The sequence below is a fragment of the Pedobacter soli genome (genome assembly GCF_900101435.1).
Taxonomy (GTDB): Bacteria; Bacteroidota; Bacteroidia; order Sphingobacteriales; family Sphingobacteriaceae; genus Pedobacter; species Pedobacter soli.
In genome coordinates, this window is sequence record NZ_FMZH01000010.1 from 50,313 (window position 1) to 69,966 (window position 19,654).

Sequence of the window (19,654 nt, forward strand, 5' to 3'; positions counted from 1 at the left end):
GATGGAAACATCTGACACTTCATTATATATTGTTAATCGTCACATTCCTTCGACAAGCTCAGGATGACATCGCTGTCAGACGCCGCTTTTAGCTTTAGTCTTTGAGCTTACCTATGCTTTAACTTCTGTATGTTGCTCAGCAGCAATGCCTTGCTCAGCTTTGCCAGCATTCATGATTTCAGTTTGCTTGCGGATCGACTCACCGTGTACCAATTCTAAGAATTTTTCGGTAAAGTTTAGGTCTAATTTTAATGCTTTTGCAAAAGCCTGACCTTTTTGGATGATGGCATCCCAACGGTTAACCTGTAAAATGGTTACCTGGTTATCGCGTTTAAATTCACCAATTTTAGCAACAATCGCCATACGCTCACCTAATTTCTGTAATAAAATATCATCAATTTTATCGATTGATTTACGTAAATCAGCTAATTTATCAGCCGAAGCTTCGTTTGCTACCTCTGGTTCGCGTACAGTTAAACGGTCTACCAGTTCTGCTAAAGCAGCAGGAGTAACTTGTTGTTTAGCATCTGTCCAGGCTACTGAAGGATCAACATGCGATTCGATCATTAGACCTTGCATATCTAAATCCAGGGCTTTTTGCGAGATGTAAGGGATTAACTCACGGTTACCGCAAATGTGGCTTGGATCGTTAATGATTGGTAAATCAGGGCAAAGCGTTTTTAACTGGATAGCAAGTTCCCACATCGGTTCGTTACGGAAAGAGCTTTTCTCGAATGAAGAGAAACCACGGTGGATAGCACCAATTTTAGTGATACCTGCGCCATTGATACGCTCAATTGCACCAATCCATAACTGTAAATCAGGGTTAACAGGGTTTTTAATCAATACCGGAACATCATGACCTTTTAAAGCATCGGCAATTTCCTGTACGGTGAAGGGGTTTACTGTAGAACGTGCACCAATCCAAAGGATATCAACACCAGCTGCCAAAGCTTCTTCAACGTGTTTTGCATTTGCAACCTCAACTGCTGTTGGTAAACCGGTTTCTGCTTTAGCGCGTTTTAACCACTCTAAACCAATGCTGCCAATACCTTCGAACTCTCCCGGACGGGTACGCGGCTTCCAGATACCGGCTCTTAAAACCGATACTTTACCAGTTGCAGCCAATAAATGTGCGGTAGTTAATAATTGTTCTTCGGTTTCTGCACTACAAGGGCCAGAAATGATTAATGGTTCGTTGTTTACGTTTAACCAGGTGTTTAAAGGTTGAATGTTTAAATTTAGTTTCATGATGATTGGTATTTAATTCCGGAGTCCGGTTTATATTTTAAATTGTTTAATTGTTGTGTTGTTTTTTGGTTAATCGGTTAATTGTTTAAATCGGTTAATTGACAGTTAACCAGTTTATACAGTTAACCATGTTATACCTTATCGTTCTTCTGATATTCGCCAAGGATATTAAAGTTCGAGGTATATTTTAATGCTTTCCTAACGGCTTTATCGTATTTATCGGTGCTTGGCCATTCTAAATCGACGTAAAAGTAGTATTCGTTTCGTTTACCTAATACCGGCATAGATTGTATTTTTGTTAAGCTTACATCCTGTTCGGCAAAGATGTTTAACACGGTGGCCAGCGAGCCGGCTTTGTGCCCAACCTGGAAACAGATAGAAGCCTTGTTTATTTTTTTGCCTTCGTCTGTTTTATCTTTTTTGAGGATGAGGAAACGGGTGTAGTTTTTCTTGTTCGATTCTACACGGCGTTCTAAAATGTTTAAGCCGTAAAGTTCAGCAGCTAAGTTGTTTGCAATTGCCATTGTATCTGTCAGTTTTTCTTCCTGAATGCGTTTGGCACAGGCTGCAGTATCGTTACTCTCCACAATTTTAATGTGCGGGTAATCGTAAAAGAAATCGATACATTGACGGATGGCGATAGGGTGTGAGGTTACCACTTTAATATCCTCGAATTTTACACCAGGTAAAGCCATTAAGTGCAATTGGATAGGCAAATACACTTCACCAACAACCGAGAAACCATAATCACGAATCAGGGTATAGTTTGGTAATAAACTACCTGCAATGGAGTTTTCGATGGCCATTACCACGAAATCTGCTTCGTTTTTTTCAAGCTTATCGCAGGTTTCTTTAAATGAATTGCATTCTACAGTTTCAATGCTTTTACCAAAGAATTTGTAGGCTGCTTCTTCGTGAAAAGAGGCCTTAATACCCTGAATTGCTACTCGTTTTGTCGTTTCCATTTTTTGCGTTAAACAAAAAAAGTCCCGGCTGTTTGCCGGGACTTTCTTATACATTTTAATATTTTTTATATATCTTTTTGCATATTAGCCCCGGCTCTCACTAAAATAGTAAAAGTAACCAAAGTAATATGTGCTAAAATTTTTCATCTCTTTTTTTCGTTGAGCCAAATGTAGTAACAAAATTTAATTTGTCAATAGGAAATTGAAAATATTTTTAATAAAATTTAATTTTATTGATTTTAGACCGTTTTGGTGCATGGTATAAATTCTGTTAAAGGTTGGTTTGAAGTAATGAAAATGAGCGTTTGTTATTGGGAATATGTAGGGCAAGTGATTTATACGTTGTTAAGGAATTGAACATGTATCACAAGGTATCAATTATTTTCTGTATGTCTTTTTTAGTAATAGTAGCCTCTTCTGATTTGTCATAAATGTAAATCATATTGATTTTATTTTTAACTTATAAGTAGGTAATTACTCTATAACCTCCACTTTTTCCTTTCCCCTTACTTTTTACAGCTAATCTTATTTTGAAAATGCCATTGCCTAAATCAGTACCTGTTCTTGGGTTCTCAAGTAATACGGATTCTAATTCAGATAAGTCGCTAATTAATGATGCATGTTTCTTCTTTAGCTGCTTAGCTTTTTTTATGAAAATTGGCGAGTAGACTATGGTAATTTCTGCCATATCATACATCTTTCAATGATAATGGCGCAATTTTTCCGGCTTTGATTTCTTTAGCTTCTCTTATTCCTTGCGTAATGCCATCAAGTAAAAGTTGCTTTTTAGAAGTTTGGATCACTTTCGCATTAATTCTTTTTAGTACCTCTAAAAGAAATTCTGTATCGTTATCTTTAACTTGTATAGTCAATGTTGTCATGGCAATAAACTTTATATCAAAAATACGAATTATATCTTTAAATATTTTGGCGCTGTTTGTCCATTTCTATAGGGATTAAATCAAAAAAAAACGGCCCGTAATAGACCGCTTAATTTTATACTGCCGAACTTAATTCGGGTTGTTCAGACTTTAACTTTTTTGATTTTTCGAGGATCTCAGCATCCCTCAGCTCCTGTTGCATAATTTTAGCAATTTTGGTGCTGCCATCGTGGCTCCATCCCGGCGGATTGAAAACGTATTTTACTTTATCCATAAAAGTTGGTGCCTTTTTTACATCAGCGGTTAAGGCAATAAACTCGTGGAAAATGATATTTACAGGCCCGGTATCAGTAGGTTGGGTAGTTAAACCGTATTTTACTTCATCTTCAGGTAATTCGGCCTGAAAAGTTCCAAACCATCTGTCCCAAAGAATTAAAACCATACCCATATTTTTATCCAGGTAACGCACATTACTGGCGTGGTGTACACGGTGGTGAGATGGCGTTACAAAAATATATTCGTACCATTTCGGGAATTTGATATTGTATTGGGTGTGCACCAGGTTGCCGTAAATTTGCGTAACCAGGTAGGCAAAAAGAATATCAACCGCGGTAAAGCCCATAAAGGCTAGTGGCAGGTAAAAGAATACGCGGTACAAAGGTTCAAAAACAGTAGAACGGAAACCAGTGGTTAAGTTAAAGTGCTCTGACGAATGGTGGGTAACGTGCATGGCCCAGAAAAAGCGCACATAGTGGCCAACGGTATGCAAAAACCAATACAGAAAATCCTGAGCTAAAATTAACACCAGCCAGTAAATCCAGATGTTGCTGATTTGGAACAAACGGAATTGGTAGCAATATTGCAATAAGAAAAAAGTACCTGTTTTGGTAGCCAGATTGATTACAATAGCGGCTGTCATCAGGTAAATATTGGTCCAGGTATCGCGTTTGGTATATAATTTCCTGTCGTGCAGGTAACTGAAATACATTTCAACCAGGGTTAAAACGATTACGAAACCAAAAAGCCCGATTACAGAAATATCACTTCCGGTAAACTTCATGTTATAAACTGTTATAATAATCTAAACTGCTTAAAATATCGGCTTTGGTAGCACGGCAGTTAAACGCGCATTTGCCTGTTGTTTCTAATAAAGAGAACAAAATGTTACCATCTTCGTTCTTTTTATCACTTTTCATCAATTCTAAAAGCGTATCGTAGCTTTCTTTTTTGATGTGGTATTTAGGATATAGTGATAAGATATATTTACTGATATCTTCCAGCTCTTCGGTGGTAAGTGTGCTGTTGTTAATCGAAAGCGCAGCTTCGCAGACAAAACCAATAGCAATGGCTTCGCCGTGGGTTAGTGGGTTTTCGTCGTTAGCCAGCGAGTAACCTTCAATGGCATGACCAATGGTATGACCGAAATTTAAAATCTTACGCAGATTTTTTTCATGCGGATCGATGGTAACCACTTCGTTTTTAATTTCAACAGAGCGGTAAATATCTTCTGCAGATGGTGTCAGGTAGCTGCCCGCCTTTAATTTTTCGTAATAAGGCTTATCGTAAATTAAACCGTGTTTAATCATTTCGGCAAAGCCTGATAAAAGTTCGCGCTCAGGGAGGGTTTCTAAAAAGCCGGTTTCGATAAAAACCATCTGTGGCAGGGTAAAAGTGCCCACCATATTTTTTACGTTATCGATATCAATTCCGGTTTTGCCACCTACGGAAGCATCAACCTGCGAAAGAAGGGTAGTAGGAATGTTTACGAAATCAATTCCCCGTTTGTAGGTAGAGGCAATAAAGCCTCCCATATCGGTAATTACACCACCACCAAGGTTGATCATTAAACTTTTGCGGTCGGCTTCAAAATCCAGTAAGGTTTTCCAGATGCCGATACAGAAATCGATGTTTTTATTTTCTTCGCCTGCTGCAGTTTCAATCAGGTCAAATTCAGAAAAATCTAAAAGTGATTGAAAAAGCGGTAAGCATACTTCACTGGTATGTTCATCAGCAAGTACAAAAACTTTGCTGTATTTGTTGCTTTCTAAAAGTACTTTTAAAGCTGCTAAATTGCTTTCGAAATAAACGGAGTGGCCTGCGCTCGTTAGTGGTTCCATTAAATAACTTCTATTTTATTTTCCCCAAAAGTAATAATATCGCCAACTCTAACCTTATAACGTTTGCGGTAATCTACTTCGCCGTTACATTTTACCAAGCCTTCTGTTACAACGGCCTGGGCATCGCCGCCGCTTCCAACCAACCCGGTAGCCTTTAACAGCTGAATTAGTGGAATAAATTCGCCTTCTAATTTGAATTGTATCATTTTCTGCAAAAATACGATTATTTAAACCTTTTTAGTTTTAACAATCAATGCTTTTTATAATTTTGCACCAATCTGACTTAATTTATAGCATACAAATGGATTTATCCCCCAATAAGCAACCAAATTTCGATAACACGGAAGTTGCATTCCGCCAAAAAACCAATACAGAATTAAAAAAAGCTTACTGGCTTTTTAAAATCATCGCCAATAATTTTCTAACCAAAGTTGGCCCGGCCATTACCAATTTCTTCTTAAATATCGGACTACCGATTCAGGGTGCGATTAAAGCAACCATATTTCAGCAGTTTTGCGGTGGCGAAACCATTGCTGAGTGCGATAAAGCAATAGAACAATTACATAAAGGTGGTGTGGGTACCATTTTAGATTATTCGGTTGAGGGAGAAGAAGAAGAGCAGGTGTTTGATGAAACCTGTGAAGAAATTATCCGCACCATTGTTCGTGCCGATGGAGATATAAAAATTCCGATTACGGTATTTAAAATTACAGGTATTGGCCGCTTTGCCCTGTTACAAAAATTAGATGCGAAAGAAACGCTTACAGCAACAGAAGAGGCTGAGTACGATAAAGTAAAAGTGCGTTGCGAAAAAATCTGCCAAACCGCCTATGATAAAGGTGTGCCGATTATGATCGATGCGGAAGAAACCTGGATACAGGATACTATTGATGCACTAGCTTTGGATATGATGCGTAAGTTTAACCGCGAACGCATTATTGTGTACAATACTTATCAGATGTACCGTCACGATAAACTGGCTGATATGAAAGCCGATCACTTAATTGCGAAGGCCGATGGCTTTATTTTAGGTGTTAAAATGGTTCGTGGCGCTTATATGGAAAAAGAACGCAAACGTGCAGCGGAGATGGGCTACCCGTCACCAATACAGCCGGATAAAGCTGCTTCTGATCGCGATTATAACGAATCGTTACGCTACTGTGTAGATCATATTGAGGAGATTGCAATTGTTGCCGGAACGCATAACGAAGATAGCAGCCGTTTGTTAACCTATTTGCTGGAAGAAAAAAATATTGACCATAACCATCCGCACGTATATTTTGCACAATTGTTAGGCATGAGTGATAATTTAAGCTTTAACCTGGCCGATTCGAATTACAATGTGGCTAAGTATGTGCCTTACGGACCAATTAAAGCTGTAATGCCTTACCTGTTTAGAAGAGCACAGGAAAATACTTCTGTTGCCGGCCAAACCGGTAGAGAGCTTGGTTTAATTGAAAGAGAATTGAAAAGAAGGAAACTGTAGGCCAGTTTTCAGTTTTCGGTTGACAGTTTTCAGTTGACCAAATACAGTGAGCAGTTGGTAGTTTCGGTTTTAGGTAGTTTACTGCCAGCTGAAAATTGCCAACTGTTTTTTTGAACTGAAATCACTTCTTCACCACGAAAGCCTGTTTTCCGGTTAGCAAATCATAAAAAAGGATAAAATCGCTGGCTAAACTGTAACCCGGATATTGGAAGGTAGCAGGTTTATTCTTCTCGAAAAAGAAATGCCCTACCCAGGCAAAACTATAGCCTACCAAAGGCATTAACAGGAAAAAACGCCAGTTATGGAAGAGAAAGCCGGCAAAGAAAGCCAATACGACTAAACCCGTACCCACAAAATGCAGTACACGCGAGGTGGTATTGGTATGCTCTGATAAATAAAATGGATAAAACTCTTTAAGCGATTTGAACTTTTTCTCTGCCATATCCTAATTTACAAAATTCCATTCGCTTTCAGAAACGCACCTAATTGTGCTGGTTTTTCGGTCATGAGTAAAGTATTTAAACCAACTTTTTTAGCGCCTGCTATGTGTTGGGGGCTATCGTCAATAAACAAGGTTTCGGCTGGGTTTAAGTTATTTTCTTTCAGTACCTGCTCAAAAATATCGGTATTGGGCTTACGCAATTTCATGTGCTGCGAAAAATAAGCCTTTTCAAAATAATCGTCGTAATTGTTCATTTTGAAAGTAGCCTGCAGGTAATTGATAATCCAGTCGTAATGGATTTCGTTATTGTTGCTTAATAAAAATGTGCGGTATTTTGCTTTAACCTGCAAAAGCAGATCATGGTTTTGTTGTATGGTACCAATCAATAAACTATTCCAGGCGTCATCAACCTGCTGGTCGGTAAGCTGGGGTTGGTTGGCTGCGGCTCTAATGCCTGCCCTGAATTCAGCCGGAGAAATGGCTCCTGTTTCGAAATCATCAAAGAGGCTGTTATGTGCTTTATGTGCAAAAAAGGTTTCTACATCAGTAATGCCCAGTTTTTGGAATGATGCCTGTGCGATTTTGAAATCTATATCGAATATTACGTTTCCGTAATCAAAAATGATGTTTTTAATGTTTTGCATGTGCTACCAATTTGCTGCAAAGATATTATTGCTGCATTAAAGAAATGTATAAAAGCTTATCTTTTTACAATAAAAAAGCCCGGAAATTTGGTGTTCCGGGCTTGTTGTTTATTTTGGTGCGACCACTATTGACTGAATAACGAGCTTGCTATTCTTATCTTCAGGTTTTACGTCTTTAAATACAAAATAAAGGGAATGAAGTTTTCCATCAGTGAGCAGGTTTACCGGTGTGGCGCTGGTAAATGTCGATTTTCCGACCAAAGCGCCATCTTTACCGTCCAGCCGGATTTCAATTTCGCCTGCTGTGCCGGGTGCCAGGTTTGCAAATGAAAAGCCAAAACTGGCAATATCGGTTAAGTCGATATCTTTTAAAGCCAGCCAGCCATTATCACAGGTTAAAACCAGTTTTTCTCCGCCATAAATATCTTTCTTTTCAAAACCTCTGAATTCTTTAATGTCGTCGGCATCAATTGTGCTGCTTCGCAGGTTAATCAGGTTAGTTGTGGTTAAAGGTTTTAAGCCTTTTGCACCTGCATCGGTATAACTTGCTTTAAGTGTCATCACCGATTTCTTTTTATCTACATTGGCAGGTGGCACAATTTTACCTGAAGCAGGTAACGAAGCTGCAACCGTTTCTTTGTTGCCTAATGTCATAATCCATTCGGTAATCTTTTTCACTTCGGCTTCTTTCATGGCACTGTGCGCAGGCATGGGCACTTCACCCCAAACACCATGGCTTCCACCAATTACTTTCGATGCCAGATAATCAACGGCTTTACTGTCGTTTTTATATTTTGCAGCCACTTTTTCAAAAGCAGGACCAATTGAAACTGCCGATTCTTTATGGCAGGTACTGCAATCAGATTTTAACATCAGTGCTTTACCAACAGCTGTCTGTGCAGCTTGCTGGTGCCCAAGCTGTGCGCCAGCCATATCTGTTCCCTGCGTATAGGTGTTGGAGATATAAATGCGGTTATTGTTAACTTTAGCTCCTTTATCGCTTACCAGTACCTTATAATTTACAACCTTATTTGGAAAGTAAAAGCTTTTGTTACCAGCCAAAACGATATCAACAGCAGGGTGCTCGTTGCCGGCAAAAACCGGAATAACCTGACTTTTGGCAGCAGCTTTACTTTTATCCATAACGGTAACGCTCACCGGGTATTCGCCGGCTTTGGTATAGGTGTACTGTACAGTTGGTGTGGTAGTGGTTTTGGTAATTCCTTTGCCCAGGTTCCACACGTAAGTAAGTGCATCACCATCCGGATCTTTAGCTTTAACCGCAGCAGTTAATTTATAAGGGAGTAAACCACTTGTTTTTGCAATATCGAGGCTTTCTACCCTTGGCGGGCGGTTTCCTTTGATATAATCGATACGCGAGATGGCTGCATCAGGATTTTTAGAGAACCAGCCCTTTCCATATTCCAGGATGTAGAGTTTCCCGTCTGGTCCCAGTTCCATATCAATAGGCGCTGCTAACGAAACTTTAGATAAAAAGGGTTCCATGCTTACATAATCGCCGGCAGCATTCATGGTTACAGCTTTTACCCAACCACGTACCCATTCGTAAATAATCAGTTTTCCATCGTAGTAAGCCGGGTAAGGCGAGTTGGCTTTAGCATAATAAACAGGACCTGCCATAGCCGTACGGCCGCCGGCGCCAACCTGAGGAAATTCGCTTGATAAGCCATAAGGATACCAGATGAAGGCTTTTTGAGCAGGAGGGAGCTGCGTTAAACCTGTATTGTTTTGCGAGTTGTTAATCGGCGCAGCCGGATCGAAAGCACTGCCGTTTTCGCCATTGGTAAAATCATAAGCTTTGTAAGGATAGTTGTTGCCAATAAATAAAGGCCAGCCAAAATTACCAGCTTTACGGGCCTGGTTAACCTCATCGTAGCCCCTCGGACCTCTTAAAGCATCATCATCACTGGCATCTGGTCCAACCTCGCCCCAATATAAAAAGTTGGTTTTCTGATCAACTGAAATGCGGTAAGGGTTGCGATTACCCATCACATAAATTTCGGGCCTGCTTTTCGGGTCGTTTTTAGGGAAAAGGTTTCCATCCGGGATGCTGTAAGTGCCATCTTCGTTCACTTTAATCCTTAAAATTTTACCTCTTAAATCGTTAGTGTTCCCCGATGATCTTCTGGCGTCGTATTGTTCAAAACCTTTGCGGTTATCAAGCGGAGCATAACCCCTGTTTACGAATTTTTGATTTGGTGCATCAAAAGGAGTGGAGTTATCGCCTGTAGAAACGTAAAGCAAACCGTCTGATCCAAAAGCGATTGAGCCGCCGGTGTGACAACAAATATCGCGTTGCGAATAAAATTCGAGTACAACTTTTTCTGATTCTTTTACTATCTGATCGTTAACGAGTTTAAAACGCGATAGCCTGTTTACGGATTTATCGAAAGGACTGTAAAAAAGGTAAACATATTTGTTTATGGCAAATTTAGGATCTGCGGCCATACCCAGTAAGCCTTCTTCGGCATTTACCCCCGGCGCATTTGTTTTAAAATAAACATCGAGTTTACCGGCTTCTTTAAGTTTTTTAGTCTGATTTTTATAAATCAATATTTCACCTCTTCGTTGGGTAACTAAAATATCGAGGTTAGGTAAAACCGCCATTTCTGTGGGTTCGGTAAATTCGCCTTGTGCTAGGGTAGCTTTTACAAAGCGATCCTGATCTGGCGTATCGATAGACAGGAAGGATGTTTTTTTACTTTCGTAGGTGTTTTTGTTAAATGTTGCTGCAGAAATAAGGGCAGCAGCAGACAGCAATAGTGTAAACGTTGTTTTCATTTATTTGGTTAATGGTGTGCTGCGTAAATATATGATATTATTTTATGCAATCGATACATTGTATCAAAATTAATGCTTATGGCCAGATTTGGCTTAAAAATAGCCCTTTGGTTCAGCACCCATTAACCGTAAAATTTAAAATGAAGTCTGCTTTTTAAGCCCGGTAAAACCTAAGTAAGGCATTGCTTAATGACGAGGATCGTGCCATCGTTTTTGAGCTTATAGTAATATTGTTTTTCCCGCCGGCGGTTTAAAATTTCGATGTGCGCCACTTCTCCCTGTTTCCCGGTATCGTCCTGGATGTTGTCGCCTTCTTTAATGTTATCTAACTCTTTTTCCGAACTGTTTTTTGTTAGTTTTTTCATGTTTTGATCTGTTGATGTATAGTATTAACAGGTAGTAGATTATATGGTTTTGAATTTGTTTAACAACTATAGGTTGTAAGCTTAACAAATTTAACATTTTGGGTCGATCGGTCAGTTTTGCACATCAACTAGTCTGTTGGGGTTATCTATTTATTTCAATGTAATATCTACTGCTGTAATAGTGTAGTGTTAATAAGCCTATATTTATGAAGCTAAACGCTTAAATTATTTTTGTATGACGGGAGTGATTACTGCTTATAATAAACAAAGGGGATTTGGACTCATTTCTCAGTTAATGGTTGCCGAAAGTATTTATTTCGATATTTCAGAATGCAAGGCGAGAGGCTTGTATATTGGTAGCTCTGTAGAGTTCGATACCCAGATTACAAAAAGAGGTGTGGTGGCTAAAAATATTACGGCGGTGGTAAAAAATAGGTCTAAAATGAAAGCCTGCCTATAATTTAGATTTTACCTGTTGCCGATTCTCTCAACCAATTTTAAAACTATTACCCTTTACGCAATAGTTTTTGTATGTTTATGTTAAAAATCTAAATTAAATGCAAGGAACAGTAAAATTTTTTAACGAATCTAAAGGGTTTGGATTTGTAATTACCGAAAGTGGCGAAGAGGTTTTCGTTCATGTTACGGGTTTGGTTGATAAAGTAAAACAGAACGATAAAGTAACTTTCGAAATTGCGCAAGGCAAAAAAGGTCCTAATGCCATCCAGGTAAAACTGGTTTAATTTATTCTATCAGGCTAACCAGGAAGAGATAAATAAATCTTTCCTGTCTCAAGTAGTTGTCTGTCTTTTTTGTTTCCTAAACCAGCATGTGCATATATTTGCCTGTGCGGGAATTATTTTGGCATAGTTTTTTAGGCTAAGGTGTAAATGAGCTTAGGCCAAAATGATAAAACAAATGGGGATAATAGGATGTTATAGTGAAACAGAGGGTTTTGGTAAAATTAAAACTGATTTCGGAGAAGAGGTTTTGTTTTACCGCACCGGAATATTAAATGGTGCTGAGTTAAAAACGGGCTTAAATGTGTCTTTCGAGTTGCATCAAACCCTATCAGTGGCCATAAACATACAAGTAATTGATCAGTCCGGTATTACTCAAAAATAGGTATATTGGTTGTTTTTTATAGTATTTGTCATACATGTTGATAAGTTTTATCTTTAGCCATGTAACCAGATAATATAATGTTAGTCATACTGATGTTTATTCCATTAAGTTTATATGATACAGCTGGAGCCCATTAGCGGGATTTTTAAGAGAGAGCGTGCGCTTTTGGCAGCATTTCCGATGCGGATGTTAATTGTTAAAGAGGGTGCAGGGTTTTTATGCATGAATTCTGGCGATTACATGCTTGCAAGCGGGAGGATATTCTTTATTCCGGAAGAAGGTTTGGTTCGGCTGGAAGGCGAAATTAAATCGGGTTACTGGCTCACTTTCAGTAGCTTGTTGTATGCCGAATTTTTATTGCAACACCTCGATCCAATGGCTAAAAACTTGTTCCTCAACTTATCCTTCAGAGATTTAGCACAACAAGAATCAACCAAGACTTATAGTTTGCTCGATCAGTTGCGCAGGGAAATTAATGCCCGCAACGATTTACCTTTTCTGGCTCAATATTTATCCTTGTTCTTAGGTTATACTGCAGGTTTAGATGGTTACCTGGCGGCCTTAACCCTCGATGAATTGCAGCAGGTACTTCGTTTCAGGGCCATTTTAGAACAATATTACAAGCAGGAACGCGCTATTCAGTTTTACGCCGAAGGGATGGGTATGAGTGCAAGTAAATTAAACCGTTTTCTTGATCGTGTTTTAGGGAAAAGCCTGGCTGCGCTGATTAAAGACCGCATTATGCGCGAAGCAGAGGCATTATTAACCCATAGTGATTACAGCATTGATGAAATAGCTAACCTATTGGGGTTTGAGCAAACCGCTAATTTTAACAGTAGTTTTAAGCGTTACAAAGGAATATCGGTATTTCAGTTTAGCAAGCAGGCGCTGTTGAATTGAAAATTGGTGCGTCTGGCAAAGAAATGGGCATCTGTTCGATTTCATCTCTTCAAGAAAACAGGTTTTCCCGACCTCACCACATTAATTGCTATGGCGCCTAACGCGTAAGGCCTTGCTCGCTGCATCTTTAATTCAGTCGCACCAATTTTACAAGGACTAAATTATAAAATCCCGCTTTAAGAAAGAAAACATTTTTTAAACAGATATAGAATGAGCTGTTTTATCTATTGTGTTTTTGACAGGCAAGATTCAGGGAAAAACGACTAAAAAAAGTCTAGTAAATTTGTAGTCTATTTGAAAAAAATTATATTTGCCAAAAATATAATCATTATGAAACAAGAATTTACAGAAACTTTAAGCCTGGCTAAGCGGCTGGTTAAAATTTTAAAAGAGATGGGTTGTTGTTGCTGATGGTAAAGATTTTTGATTCCAATCCATAAACGGATAGGGCAAAAAAAAGGAAAATACAATTTGTATTTTCCCCAGGCAAATTAACTGAACAGGGATTCAATTGGCGTTGCGCCCTGTTCTAATTCATTCAAATCACCTATTTCAAAGTTATGCAAAATTTTGAGAAAGTCAATCCCGTTCACCGGGCTTTGGCTTTACCATGCCTGTTATCCGGGGTTAAACTGGATATCAAGCAAATGGCGCGTGTTTTAGCACCGCTTTTATGGCTTATTGTACCGCTAGTGGTGCAAGCCCAAAATCCTACCGAACCAACTATTAATGCCACCTTAACCGGTACCGTTATCGATTCCAAAACAAAGGAAACCTTAATCGGCGCAACTGTTAAAATACAAGGTACAACCAACGGTGCTTCTACCGACCGCGATGGCAAGTTCAGGTTAGTTACAGGACAAAAATACCCCTTTACGTTACTTGTTAATTTTGTTGGCTACAAACAAAGCGAAATTGTGGTTACCCAGAGCCAGATAACAGTAGCGCTGGTAGAAGACAACAACCCTTTAGATGATGTTGTTGTAGTAGGTTACGGTACCCAAAAAAAGATTAATCTTACGGGTTCCCTGGCTATTGTCGATGCCAAAACATTAGCCAACAGGCCTATAACAAATGCAACACAGGCTTTGCAAAATGTACCGGGCGTTTTTACTAACCAAACTAAGGGCAGGCCAGGGGCTGATGCTGCTACAATCCGCATTCGTGGGGCAGGCACACTGAATAACAACAATCCGCTGGTGCTGGTTGATGGTATCGAATATCCTTTGGGCGATGTAAATCCAAATGATATTGAAAGTGTTACTGTTTTAAAAGATGCTGCCTCTGCAGCTATTTATGGTAATCGGGCAGCCAATGGCGTTATTCTGGTCAAGACAAAAACCGGTAAAAATGGAAAATTTTCTATCGATTACAATTTTTATGCTGGTTCGCAAAAGGCCACCCAGTTTCCGGATGTGGTAACCAATACGGTTGATTATATGATTGGCAAAAACAGGGCACTGGCCAACGAAGGCAAGCCTGCCGAAAGTAGTGAGGCACTGATTAATGAATTCAGGACTGGTACCGATCCGTACATTTACCCCAATACCAACTGGTTTGATATTATGTTCCGCAATGCCGCCATTCAGGAGCATAATCTCCGCATTTCTGGAGGAACTGAAAAAACTGCTTTTTCGATCTCTTTAGGTTATCTGGATCAGGATGGGATATTAATTGCTTCTTCGGGAAAGCGCTATTCTTTAAACACAAACGTCAGTTCAGAAATTACCAAAAGATTAAAAGTTGGCGCAAGCTTAACGGCTAATTTCTGGAATAGTAAAGAAAGCGCTTACAGTGCAGATGATGGAAATGGTGAGGGTGGATTGATGGGGCTAACCTATCGCGGCCTGCCTTTTCAAACTGCTTACGCCCAGGATGGAACTTATGCCGATCAATGGATTCGCGTACCCGGGCACAATTTTTTTAGAAATACTGTTGCGCTGGCGAATGAGGGGTTTAATAAGAACAATCAGTACCGTACGCTGGCCAATGTATTTTTAGAATACCAGCTACCCTTTAATATCAGGTATAAAACCACTTTGGGGGCAAATCTGCTTTATGGCATCAACAAATATTCTTACCCGGCCATTAATTTAACCAATCCTAAAACAGGGGCGATAACACCAATTGGCAATACGCCGGCCAGGGGGGTAAGACAAATTAGCCAGAACAACATCAATATTACCAATTTCCACACTTTAAACTGGGAAGGAGCTTTAAATCAACATCATTTTGGTGCTCTGGCAGGTTTTAGCCTCGAACGTTTTGATGATGGTAATTTTTCGGCTTATAACGAAGGTTATTTGGGTAATGATTTAACCGAACTGAATGCTGGCAGCACTTCGCCACAGGTAACAGGTACAGGCGGAGCTTCCCGCTTACAATCATATTTTGGCCGTTTTAATTACAATTACAACGAAAAATACCTTTTCGAGGCTAATTTCAGGTATGATGGCTCATCGCGCTTTGCAAAAGATAAAAGGTGGGGCTTTTTTCCTTCCTTCTCGGCCGGATGGCGGGCCAGCGAAGAAGATTTTATTAAAGACCTGAATATTTTTAGCAATTTGAAAGTACGTGCTTCATACGGCAAGCTGGGCAACCAGAATGTTTCGCTGTTTAGTTATGTAGATGCCATAGCCCTGGGCCAGAATTATAATTTTAACGGCACAATTGTAAGTGGGGCAGCCATTACCCAGCTTAGCGATCCAAATATTACCTGGGAAACAACCACCATGAGCGATATAGGTTTAGAAGGAAGCCTTTTTAAAGGTAAGTTAACTTTCGAACTGGATTGGTTTGATAAACAGACTTCGAAAATTTTGCGGCAAATCAGTGTTCCCGGGCAGGTGGGTAATTTGGCCGGGCCGGTAAAAAACATTGGGGCAGTTAACAACAGGGGCTTCGAAGTTACGGTAGGTTTTAAAGATGCCGTAAACGACTTCAGGTATAACTTAGATGCCAATCTCACCTATGTTAAAAACAAGGTGACCAATGTAAACGGCCAGAAATATTATAGTGGTAACACCATTATTCAGGAAGGTTCTGCTATAGATAGTTTTTACGGATTGCAGGCCGAGGGGATTTTCCAAACGGCAGATGAAGTTAAAGCACATGCTTTTCAAAATGCAGGTACTGTTCCGGGCGACCTGAAATATAAAGATGTAGATGGCAATGGTGTAATCGATAACAACGACCGGGTGGTAATTGGCAACAGCATTCCAAAATTTGTATACGGTTTTTCTGGTGGTTTTGGCTACCAACGGTGGGATTTTAGCTTCATTTTTCAGGGATTACAGGACGTAGATACTTATTTAAGCGGTAATTTGGCCCAACCTTTCAAGAACGGTGCCGGAGTAACCAAAAATTGGCTTAGCGATTCGTGGACACCAACCAATACGGGGGCAAGTTTACCACGACTCACTACTTCGAACGGATATCCGCAGAATTTCCAGACTTCGAGTTTTTGGGTACGCGATGCTTCCTATCTGCGACTGAAAAATGTTCAGATAAGCTATTCATTCCCCAGTAAATGGCTAAGCAAAGCAGGAATCGATGTGTTAAAGGTTTTTGTAAATGCCCAAAACTACCTCACCTTTTCTAACTTCAAATTTAGCGACCCTGAACGCAATTTAACACGTGCTGATTTAATTGAGTATCCCAATGCCAAAACAATTAGTGCCGGACTTAATGTATCATTTAAATAAAAAGGAAATGAAAAAATATTTGCTGCTGTTAACGGTTTCGTTGCTCTTTTTCGGTTGTAAAGATTACCTTGATGTAACGCCAACTGATCGTTTTACACAAGACACCTATTGGAATACCAAAATACAGGCCGAAGCTGCTTTAAACGGAACCTATGCCGCTCTTTACTATAATGTATATGCTGCAAATTCAATTTATCTGGATGCGCTGACGCCAAATACTTACCAATACAATAACGATTACAATATCATTTCGCGGGGTTTGCACAATGCAGCTACCGGTTACTTTAACGAAACCTGGAACGGCAGCTACAAAGGAATTGGGCGTGCCAACAATGTGCTGGCCAATATCGACAAAGTAAATATGGATGCTACGCTGAAAGAAAGATATAAAGCAGAAGCAAAATATCTGCGCGCTTTGTATTATATACCATTGTGGAATCTGTTTGGTGGTGCGCCATTAATTACCGAAGCCACCAATTACGAAACCCAGGCTACTTTGCCAAGAAATACAGCAGATGAACTGTTGGCACAGATTTTAAAAGATCTTAACGAGGCCTCATCTGGCACGGTGCTTCCGTTGAGCTATTCGGGAGCAGACAAGGGGCGGGCTACTCGGGGTGCAGCTCTGGCTTTAAAAGCGAGGGTGTTGCTGTATGCCAAACGCTGGAAAGAAGCCGCTGAAGCGGCCAAAGCGGTTATCGATTTAAAAAACTATAGCCTCTTTCCCGATTATCGCGGTTTGTTTTACCTTGAAAATGAAGGCAATGCCGAAGTGATTTTCGATGTACAGTATAAATATCCTGAGTTTACGCACTCGCTCGATATCAGCCTGGATCAGCAATTGGGCTCGGCTCCATTACCCGATCTGGTAAATGCCTATTATGCTACAGATGGCAAGCCAATCTCCGGATCGGCTGTTTACAATGCTGCAAAACCATTCGAAAACCGCGACAGTCGCCTGCAGGCAACTGTAATTTTACCCGGCACCCAATTTAAAGGTGCTGTAGTAACCGCCATTCAGTATCCAAGTACAGGTTATGGTTTAAAAAAATACACCATTTTTAAAGATAACGAAAAACCAGTTTCGGCCCCAACCAGCGGCACTTCTGAGCTGAATCTTATTTTGTTGCGTTATGCCGATGTGCTTTTAATGTATGCAGAGGCTAAAAACGAAGATACGGGGCCCGATCAATCGGTATTTGATGCCTTAAATCTGATCCGTGCGCGGGCGAAAATGCCTAATGTTACAACTGGCTTGAACCAGGAAGATCTTCGGGCAGAGATCAGGCACGAACGGAGGATAGAACTGGCCGGAGAGGGTTTGTATTATTACGATATACGCCGGTGGAGAATTGCAGACCAGGTGTTGAATGGAAATATAACCAATAGTGCAGGTGCGAGGATTGATAGCCGCCTTTTTGATGCCAATAAAGATTACCTCTGGCCGGTACCTTCTATAGCTATCCAAAATAACCCCGCCCTGAAACAGAACCCTAACTACAATAAATAAAATATGAGACACACTTTAAAATATATGGCTTTAGCCTTACTGTTAGGCAGTGGCTACGGGGTGCAGGCGCAAAGCAAACGGAAACCCAATATTATTTTTATCCTGGCCGATGATTTAGGTTATGGCAACGTGAAAAGTTTTAATCCAAACAGCAAAATACCAACCCCAAACTTAGATCGGCTGGCAGGAGAGGGCATTAAATTTACCCGTTTCTACTCAGGCAATACGGTTTGTGCACCTTCACGCTGCGCTTTAATGACGGGGTTTAACATGGGCCACGCCTGGGTACGCGGAAATGCTAAAGCGAAAGATGGGCTGGCTGCTTTACGTGCACAGGATACCACTTTGGCCCAGCGTTTAAAAGGCAATGGCTATAGAACTGGTATGTTTGGAAAATGGGGGTTAGGAGATGATGACAGTCAGGGGGCACCACATTTAAAAGGCTTTGATGCTTTTTATGGCTACCTGGATCAATCGCACGCCCATGATTATTATACCAATCATTTATACGAAATAATTGGTGGTAAAACCGTAGAAGTACCGGTTGATACAACGCAATACACCGAAGATCTGATTGTAAATAAAGCTGTTGATTTTATTAACGCCAATAAAGACCAACCTTTCTTTCTGTATTTGCCTTTAACGGTGCCACATGCCGAATTGAAAGTGCCGGCAGCGTTGCTCAAGAAATTTCAGCATGCCGATGGCTCGAGTAAATTCCCACCCGAAACACCCTTCGAGAAAAAAGGGAATTACGATAGTCAGGCGCAGCCGCATGCAACATTTGCAGCAATGGTAAATAAGCTGGATACGGATGTAGGTACGATTGTAGCCCTTATTAAAAAACTTGGACTGGATAACGATACCTATATTTTCTTTACCAGCGATAATGGCCCGCATAAAGAAGGTGGGGCAGATCCGGTTTATTTTAACAGCGGTGGTGCATTCAGGGGGGTAAAAAGAGACTTGTACGAAGGGGGTATCCGTGTTCCGCTTATTGTAAGGGCGCCAGGTAAAATAGCCGCAGCACAGGTAAATCCTTCTCCCTGGGCTTTTTGGGATATCTTGCCAACTTTAGGCGAGCTTACGGGCACCGCTACACCAAAAAATATCGATGGTCTTTCTTTTTCACCACTACTAAACGGTAAAAAAGCAGTAAAAGAGCACGACTATTTTTACTGGCAGTTTAATGAAAATGGTTTAAAGGAAGCTTTAACCAAAGGAGATTGGAAACTGATTCGTTTTAAAGATAAGGGAACCGCTGAAAAGCTGGAACTGTATAACTTAAAAAGTGATATTAGTGAAAAACATGATATCGCTGCTAAAAATCCCGATACAGTGAAGGCTTTGTACGCATTAATGAAAAAGGCCAAAACTCCTGCCGAAAACCCAAGATTTGATTGGTCGGAAATTGAACAATAATCCTTAAAAAAAAAAGTTTCACACCGCCTCATGAACTGAA

Annotated in this window: 19 protein-coding genes; 8 read left to right on the plus strand and 11 right to left on the minus strand. The window is 40.1% G+C overall.

All coding sequences use genetic code 11. The annotated features are described in order from the left end of the window. Positions 1-111 precede the first annotated feature (111 nt). The 7 genes from BLR37_RS19290 to BLR37_RS19320 all read right to left on the minus strand — a co-directional run bounded on the left by BLR37_RS19290 (position 112) and on the right by BLR37_RS19320 (position 5,420). Positions 112-1,251, minus strand: coding sequence for a chorismate mutase (locus tag BLR37_RS19290; RefSeq protein ID WP_090771469.1), 1,140 nt, complete (start codon positions 1,249-1,251; stop codon positions 112-114). A gap of 131 nt (positions 1,252-1,382) precedes the next feature. Then, positions 1,383-2,216: a prephenate dehydratase gene (locus tag BLR37_RS19295; protein ID WP_090771471.1), complete on the minus strand. Its 834-nt coding sequence runs from the start codon at positions 2,214-2,216 to the stop codon at positions 1,383-1,385. 460 nt (positions 2,217-2,676) lie between these two features. Next, positions 2,677-2,904, minus strand: coding sequence for a type II toxin-antitoxin system RelE/ParE family toxin (locus BLR37_RS19300; RefSeq protein ID WP_244154702.1), 228 nt, complete (start codon positions 2,902-2,904; stop codon positions 2,677-2,679). 1 nt (position 2,905) lies between these two features. After that, complete coding sequence (locus tag BLR37_RS19305; protein ID WP_090771473.1) at positions 2,906-3,097, minus strand: hypothetical protein; 192 nt, start codon at positions 3,095-3,097, stop codon at positions 2,906-2,908. A gap of 115 nt (positions 3,098-3,212) precedes the next feature. Continuing rightward, on the minus strand, positions 3,213-4,157 hold the full coding sequence (locus BLR37_RS19310) for a sterol desaturase family protein (protein WP_039478410.1): 945 nt from the start codon (positions 4,155-4,157) through the stop codon (positions 3,213-3,215). Between the two features lies 1 nt (position 4,158). Then, positions 4,159-5,214 (minus strand): 3-dehydroquinate synthase, encoded by a 1,056-nt coding sequence (gene aroB, locus BLR37_RS19315; protein ID WP_090771475.1) that lies wholly within the window; start codon positions 5,212-5,214, stop codon positions 4,159-4,161. Beyond that, a complete protein-coding gene (locus BLR37_RS19320; RefSeq protein ID WP_039478407.1) occupies positions 5,214-5,420 on the minus strand; it encodes an RNA-binding S4 domain-containing protein in 207 nt (68 codons plus the stop codon). The genes aroB and BLR37_RS19320 overlap by 1 nt, the downstream gene beginning before the upstream one ends. Positions 5,421-5,515: 95 nt before the next feature. Between BLR37_RS19320 and BLR37_RS19325 the strand changes: the two genes are divergently transcribed. Further along, positions 5,516-6,700, plus strand: a complete 1,185-nt coding sequence (locus tag BLR37_RS19325; protein ID WP_090771477.1) for a proline dehydrogenase family protein — start codon at positions 5,516-5,518, stop codon at positions 6,698-6,700. Between the two features lie 121 nt (positions 6,701-6,821). Here the strand turns inward: BLR37_RS19325 and BLR37_RS19330 are convergent, their stop codons facing one another. The 4 genes from BLR37_RS19330 to BLR37_RS19345 all read right to left on the minus strand — a co-directional run bounded on the left by BLR37_RS19330 (position 6,822) and on the right by BLR37_RS19345 (position 10,953). After that, positions 6,822-7,142, minus strand: a complete 321-nt coding sequence (locus BLR37_RS19330; protein WP_039478401.1) for an Mpo1-like protein — start codon at positions 7,140-7,142, stop codon at positions 6,822-6,824. A gap of 8 nt (positions 7,143-7,150) precedes the next feature. After that, on the minus strand, positions 7,151-7,786 hold the full coding sequence (locus tag BLR37_RS19335) for an HAD family hydrolase (RefSeq protein ID WP_090771479.1): 636 nt from the start codon (positions 7,784-7,786) through the stop codon (positions 7,151-7,153). A gap of 108 nt (positions 7,787-7,894) precedes the next feature. After that, positions 7,895-10,588 carry a PQQ-dependent sugar dehydrogenase gene (locus tag BLR37_RS19340; RefSeq protein ID WP_090771481.1) on the minus strand — a complete coding sequence of 898 codons (2,694 nt, stop codon included), beginning with the start codon at positions 10,586-10,588 and terminating at the stop codon, positions 7,895-7,897. Between the two features lie 170 nt (positions 10,589-10,758). Then, the gene (locus BLR37_RS19345) at positions 10,759-10,953 is read right to left on the minus strand and encodes a hypothetical protein (RefSeq protein WP_039478396.1); all 195 of its coding nucleotides are present in this window, start codon (positions 10,951-10,953) and stop codon (positions 10,759-10,761) included. 235 nt (positions 10,954-11,188) lie between these two features. On the opposite strand from BLR37_RS19345, the gene BLR37_RS19350 reads away from it, so the two are divergent. From BLR37_RS19350 to BLR37_RS19385, 7 genes are all read left to right on the plus strand, one after another. Continuing rightward, the gene (locus tag BLR37_RS19350; protein ID WP_090771483.1) at positions 11,189-11,413 is read left to right on the plus strand and encodes a cold shock domain-containing protein; all 225 of its coding nucleotides are present in this window, start codon (positions 11,189-11,191) and stop codon (positions 11,411-11,413) included. A gap of 97 nt (positions 11,414-11,510) precedes the next feature. After that, entirely contained in the window at positions 11,511-11,696 is a 186-nt protein-coding gene (locus BLR37_RS19355) for a cold-shock protein (protein ID WP_039478391.1), read from the plus strand. A 175-nt stretch (positions 11,697-11,871) separates the two neighbouring features. Beyond that, positions 11,872-12,078 carry a cold-shock protein gene (locus BLR37_RS19360; protein WP_143009629.1) on the plus strand — a complete coding sequence of 69 codons (207 nt, stop codon included), beginning with the start codon at positions 11,872-11,874 and terminating at the stop codon, positions 12,076-12,078. Between the two features lie 114 nt (positions 12,079-12,192). Beyond that, entirely contained in the window at positions 12,193-12,978 is a 786-nt protein-coding gene (locus BLR37_RS19365; RefSeq protein WP_090771485.1) for a helix-turn-helix transcriptional regulator, read from the plus strand. Positions 12,979-13,625: 647 nt separating this feature from the next. After that, complete coding sequence (locus tag BLR37_RS19375) at positions 13,626-16,682, plus strand: SusC/RagA family TonB-linked outer membrane protein (protein ID WP_090771644.1); 3,057 nt, start codon at positions 13,626-13,628, stop codon at positions 16,680-16,682. 7 nt (positions 16,683-16,689) lie between these two features. After that, positions 16,690-18,192, plus strand: a complete 1,503-nt coding sequence (locus tag BLR37_RS19380) for a RagB/SusD family nutrient uptake outer membrane protein (RefSeq protein WP_090771646.1) — start codon at positions 16,690-16,692, stop codon at positions 18,190-18,192. Between the two features lie 3 nt (positions 18,193-18,195). Next, positions 18,196-19,614, plus strand: coding sequence for an arylsulfatase (locus BLR37_RS19385; RefSeq protein WP_244154703.1), 1,419 nt, complete (start codon positions 18,196-18,198; stop codon positions 19,612-19,614). The last annotated feature ends 40 nt before the right edge of the window (positions 19,615-19,654 follow it).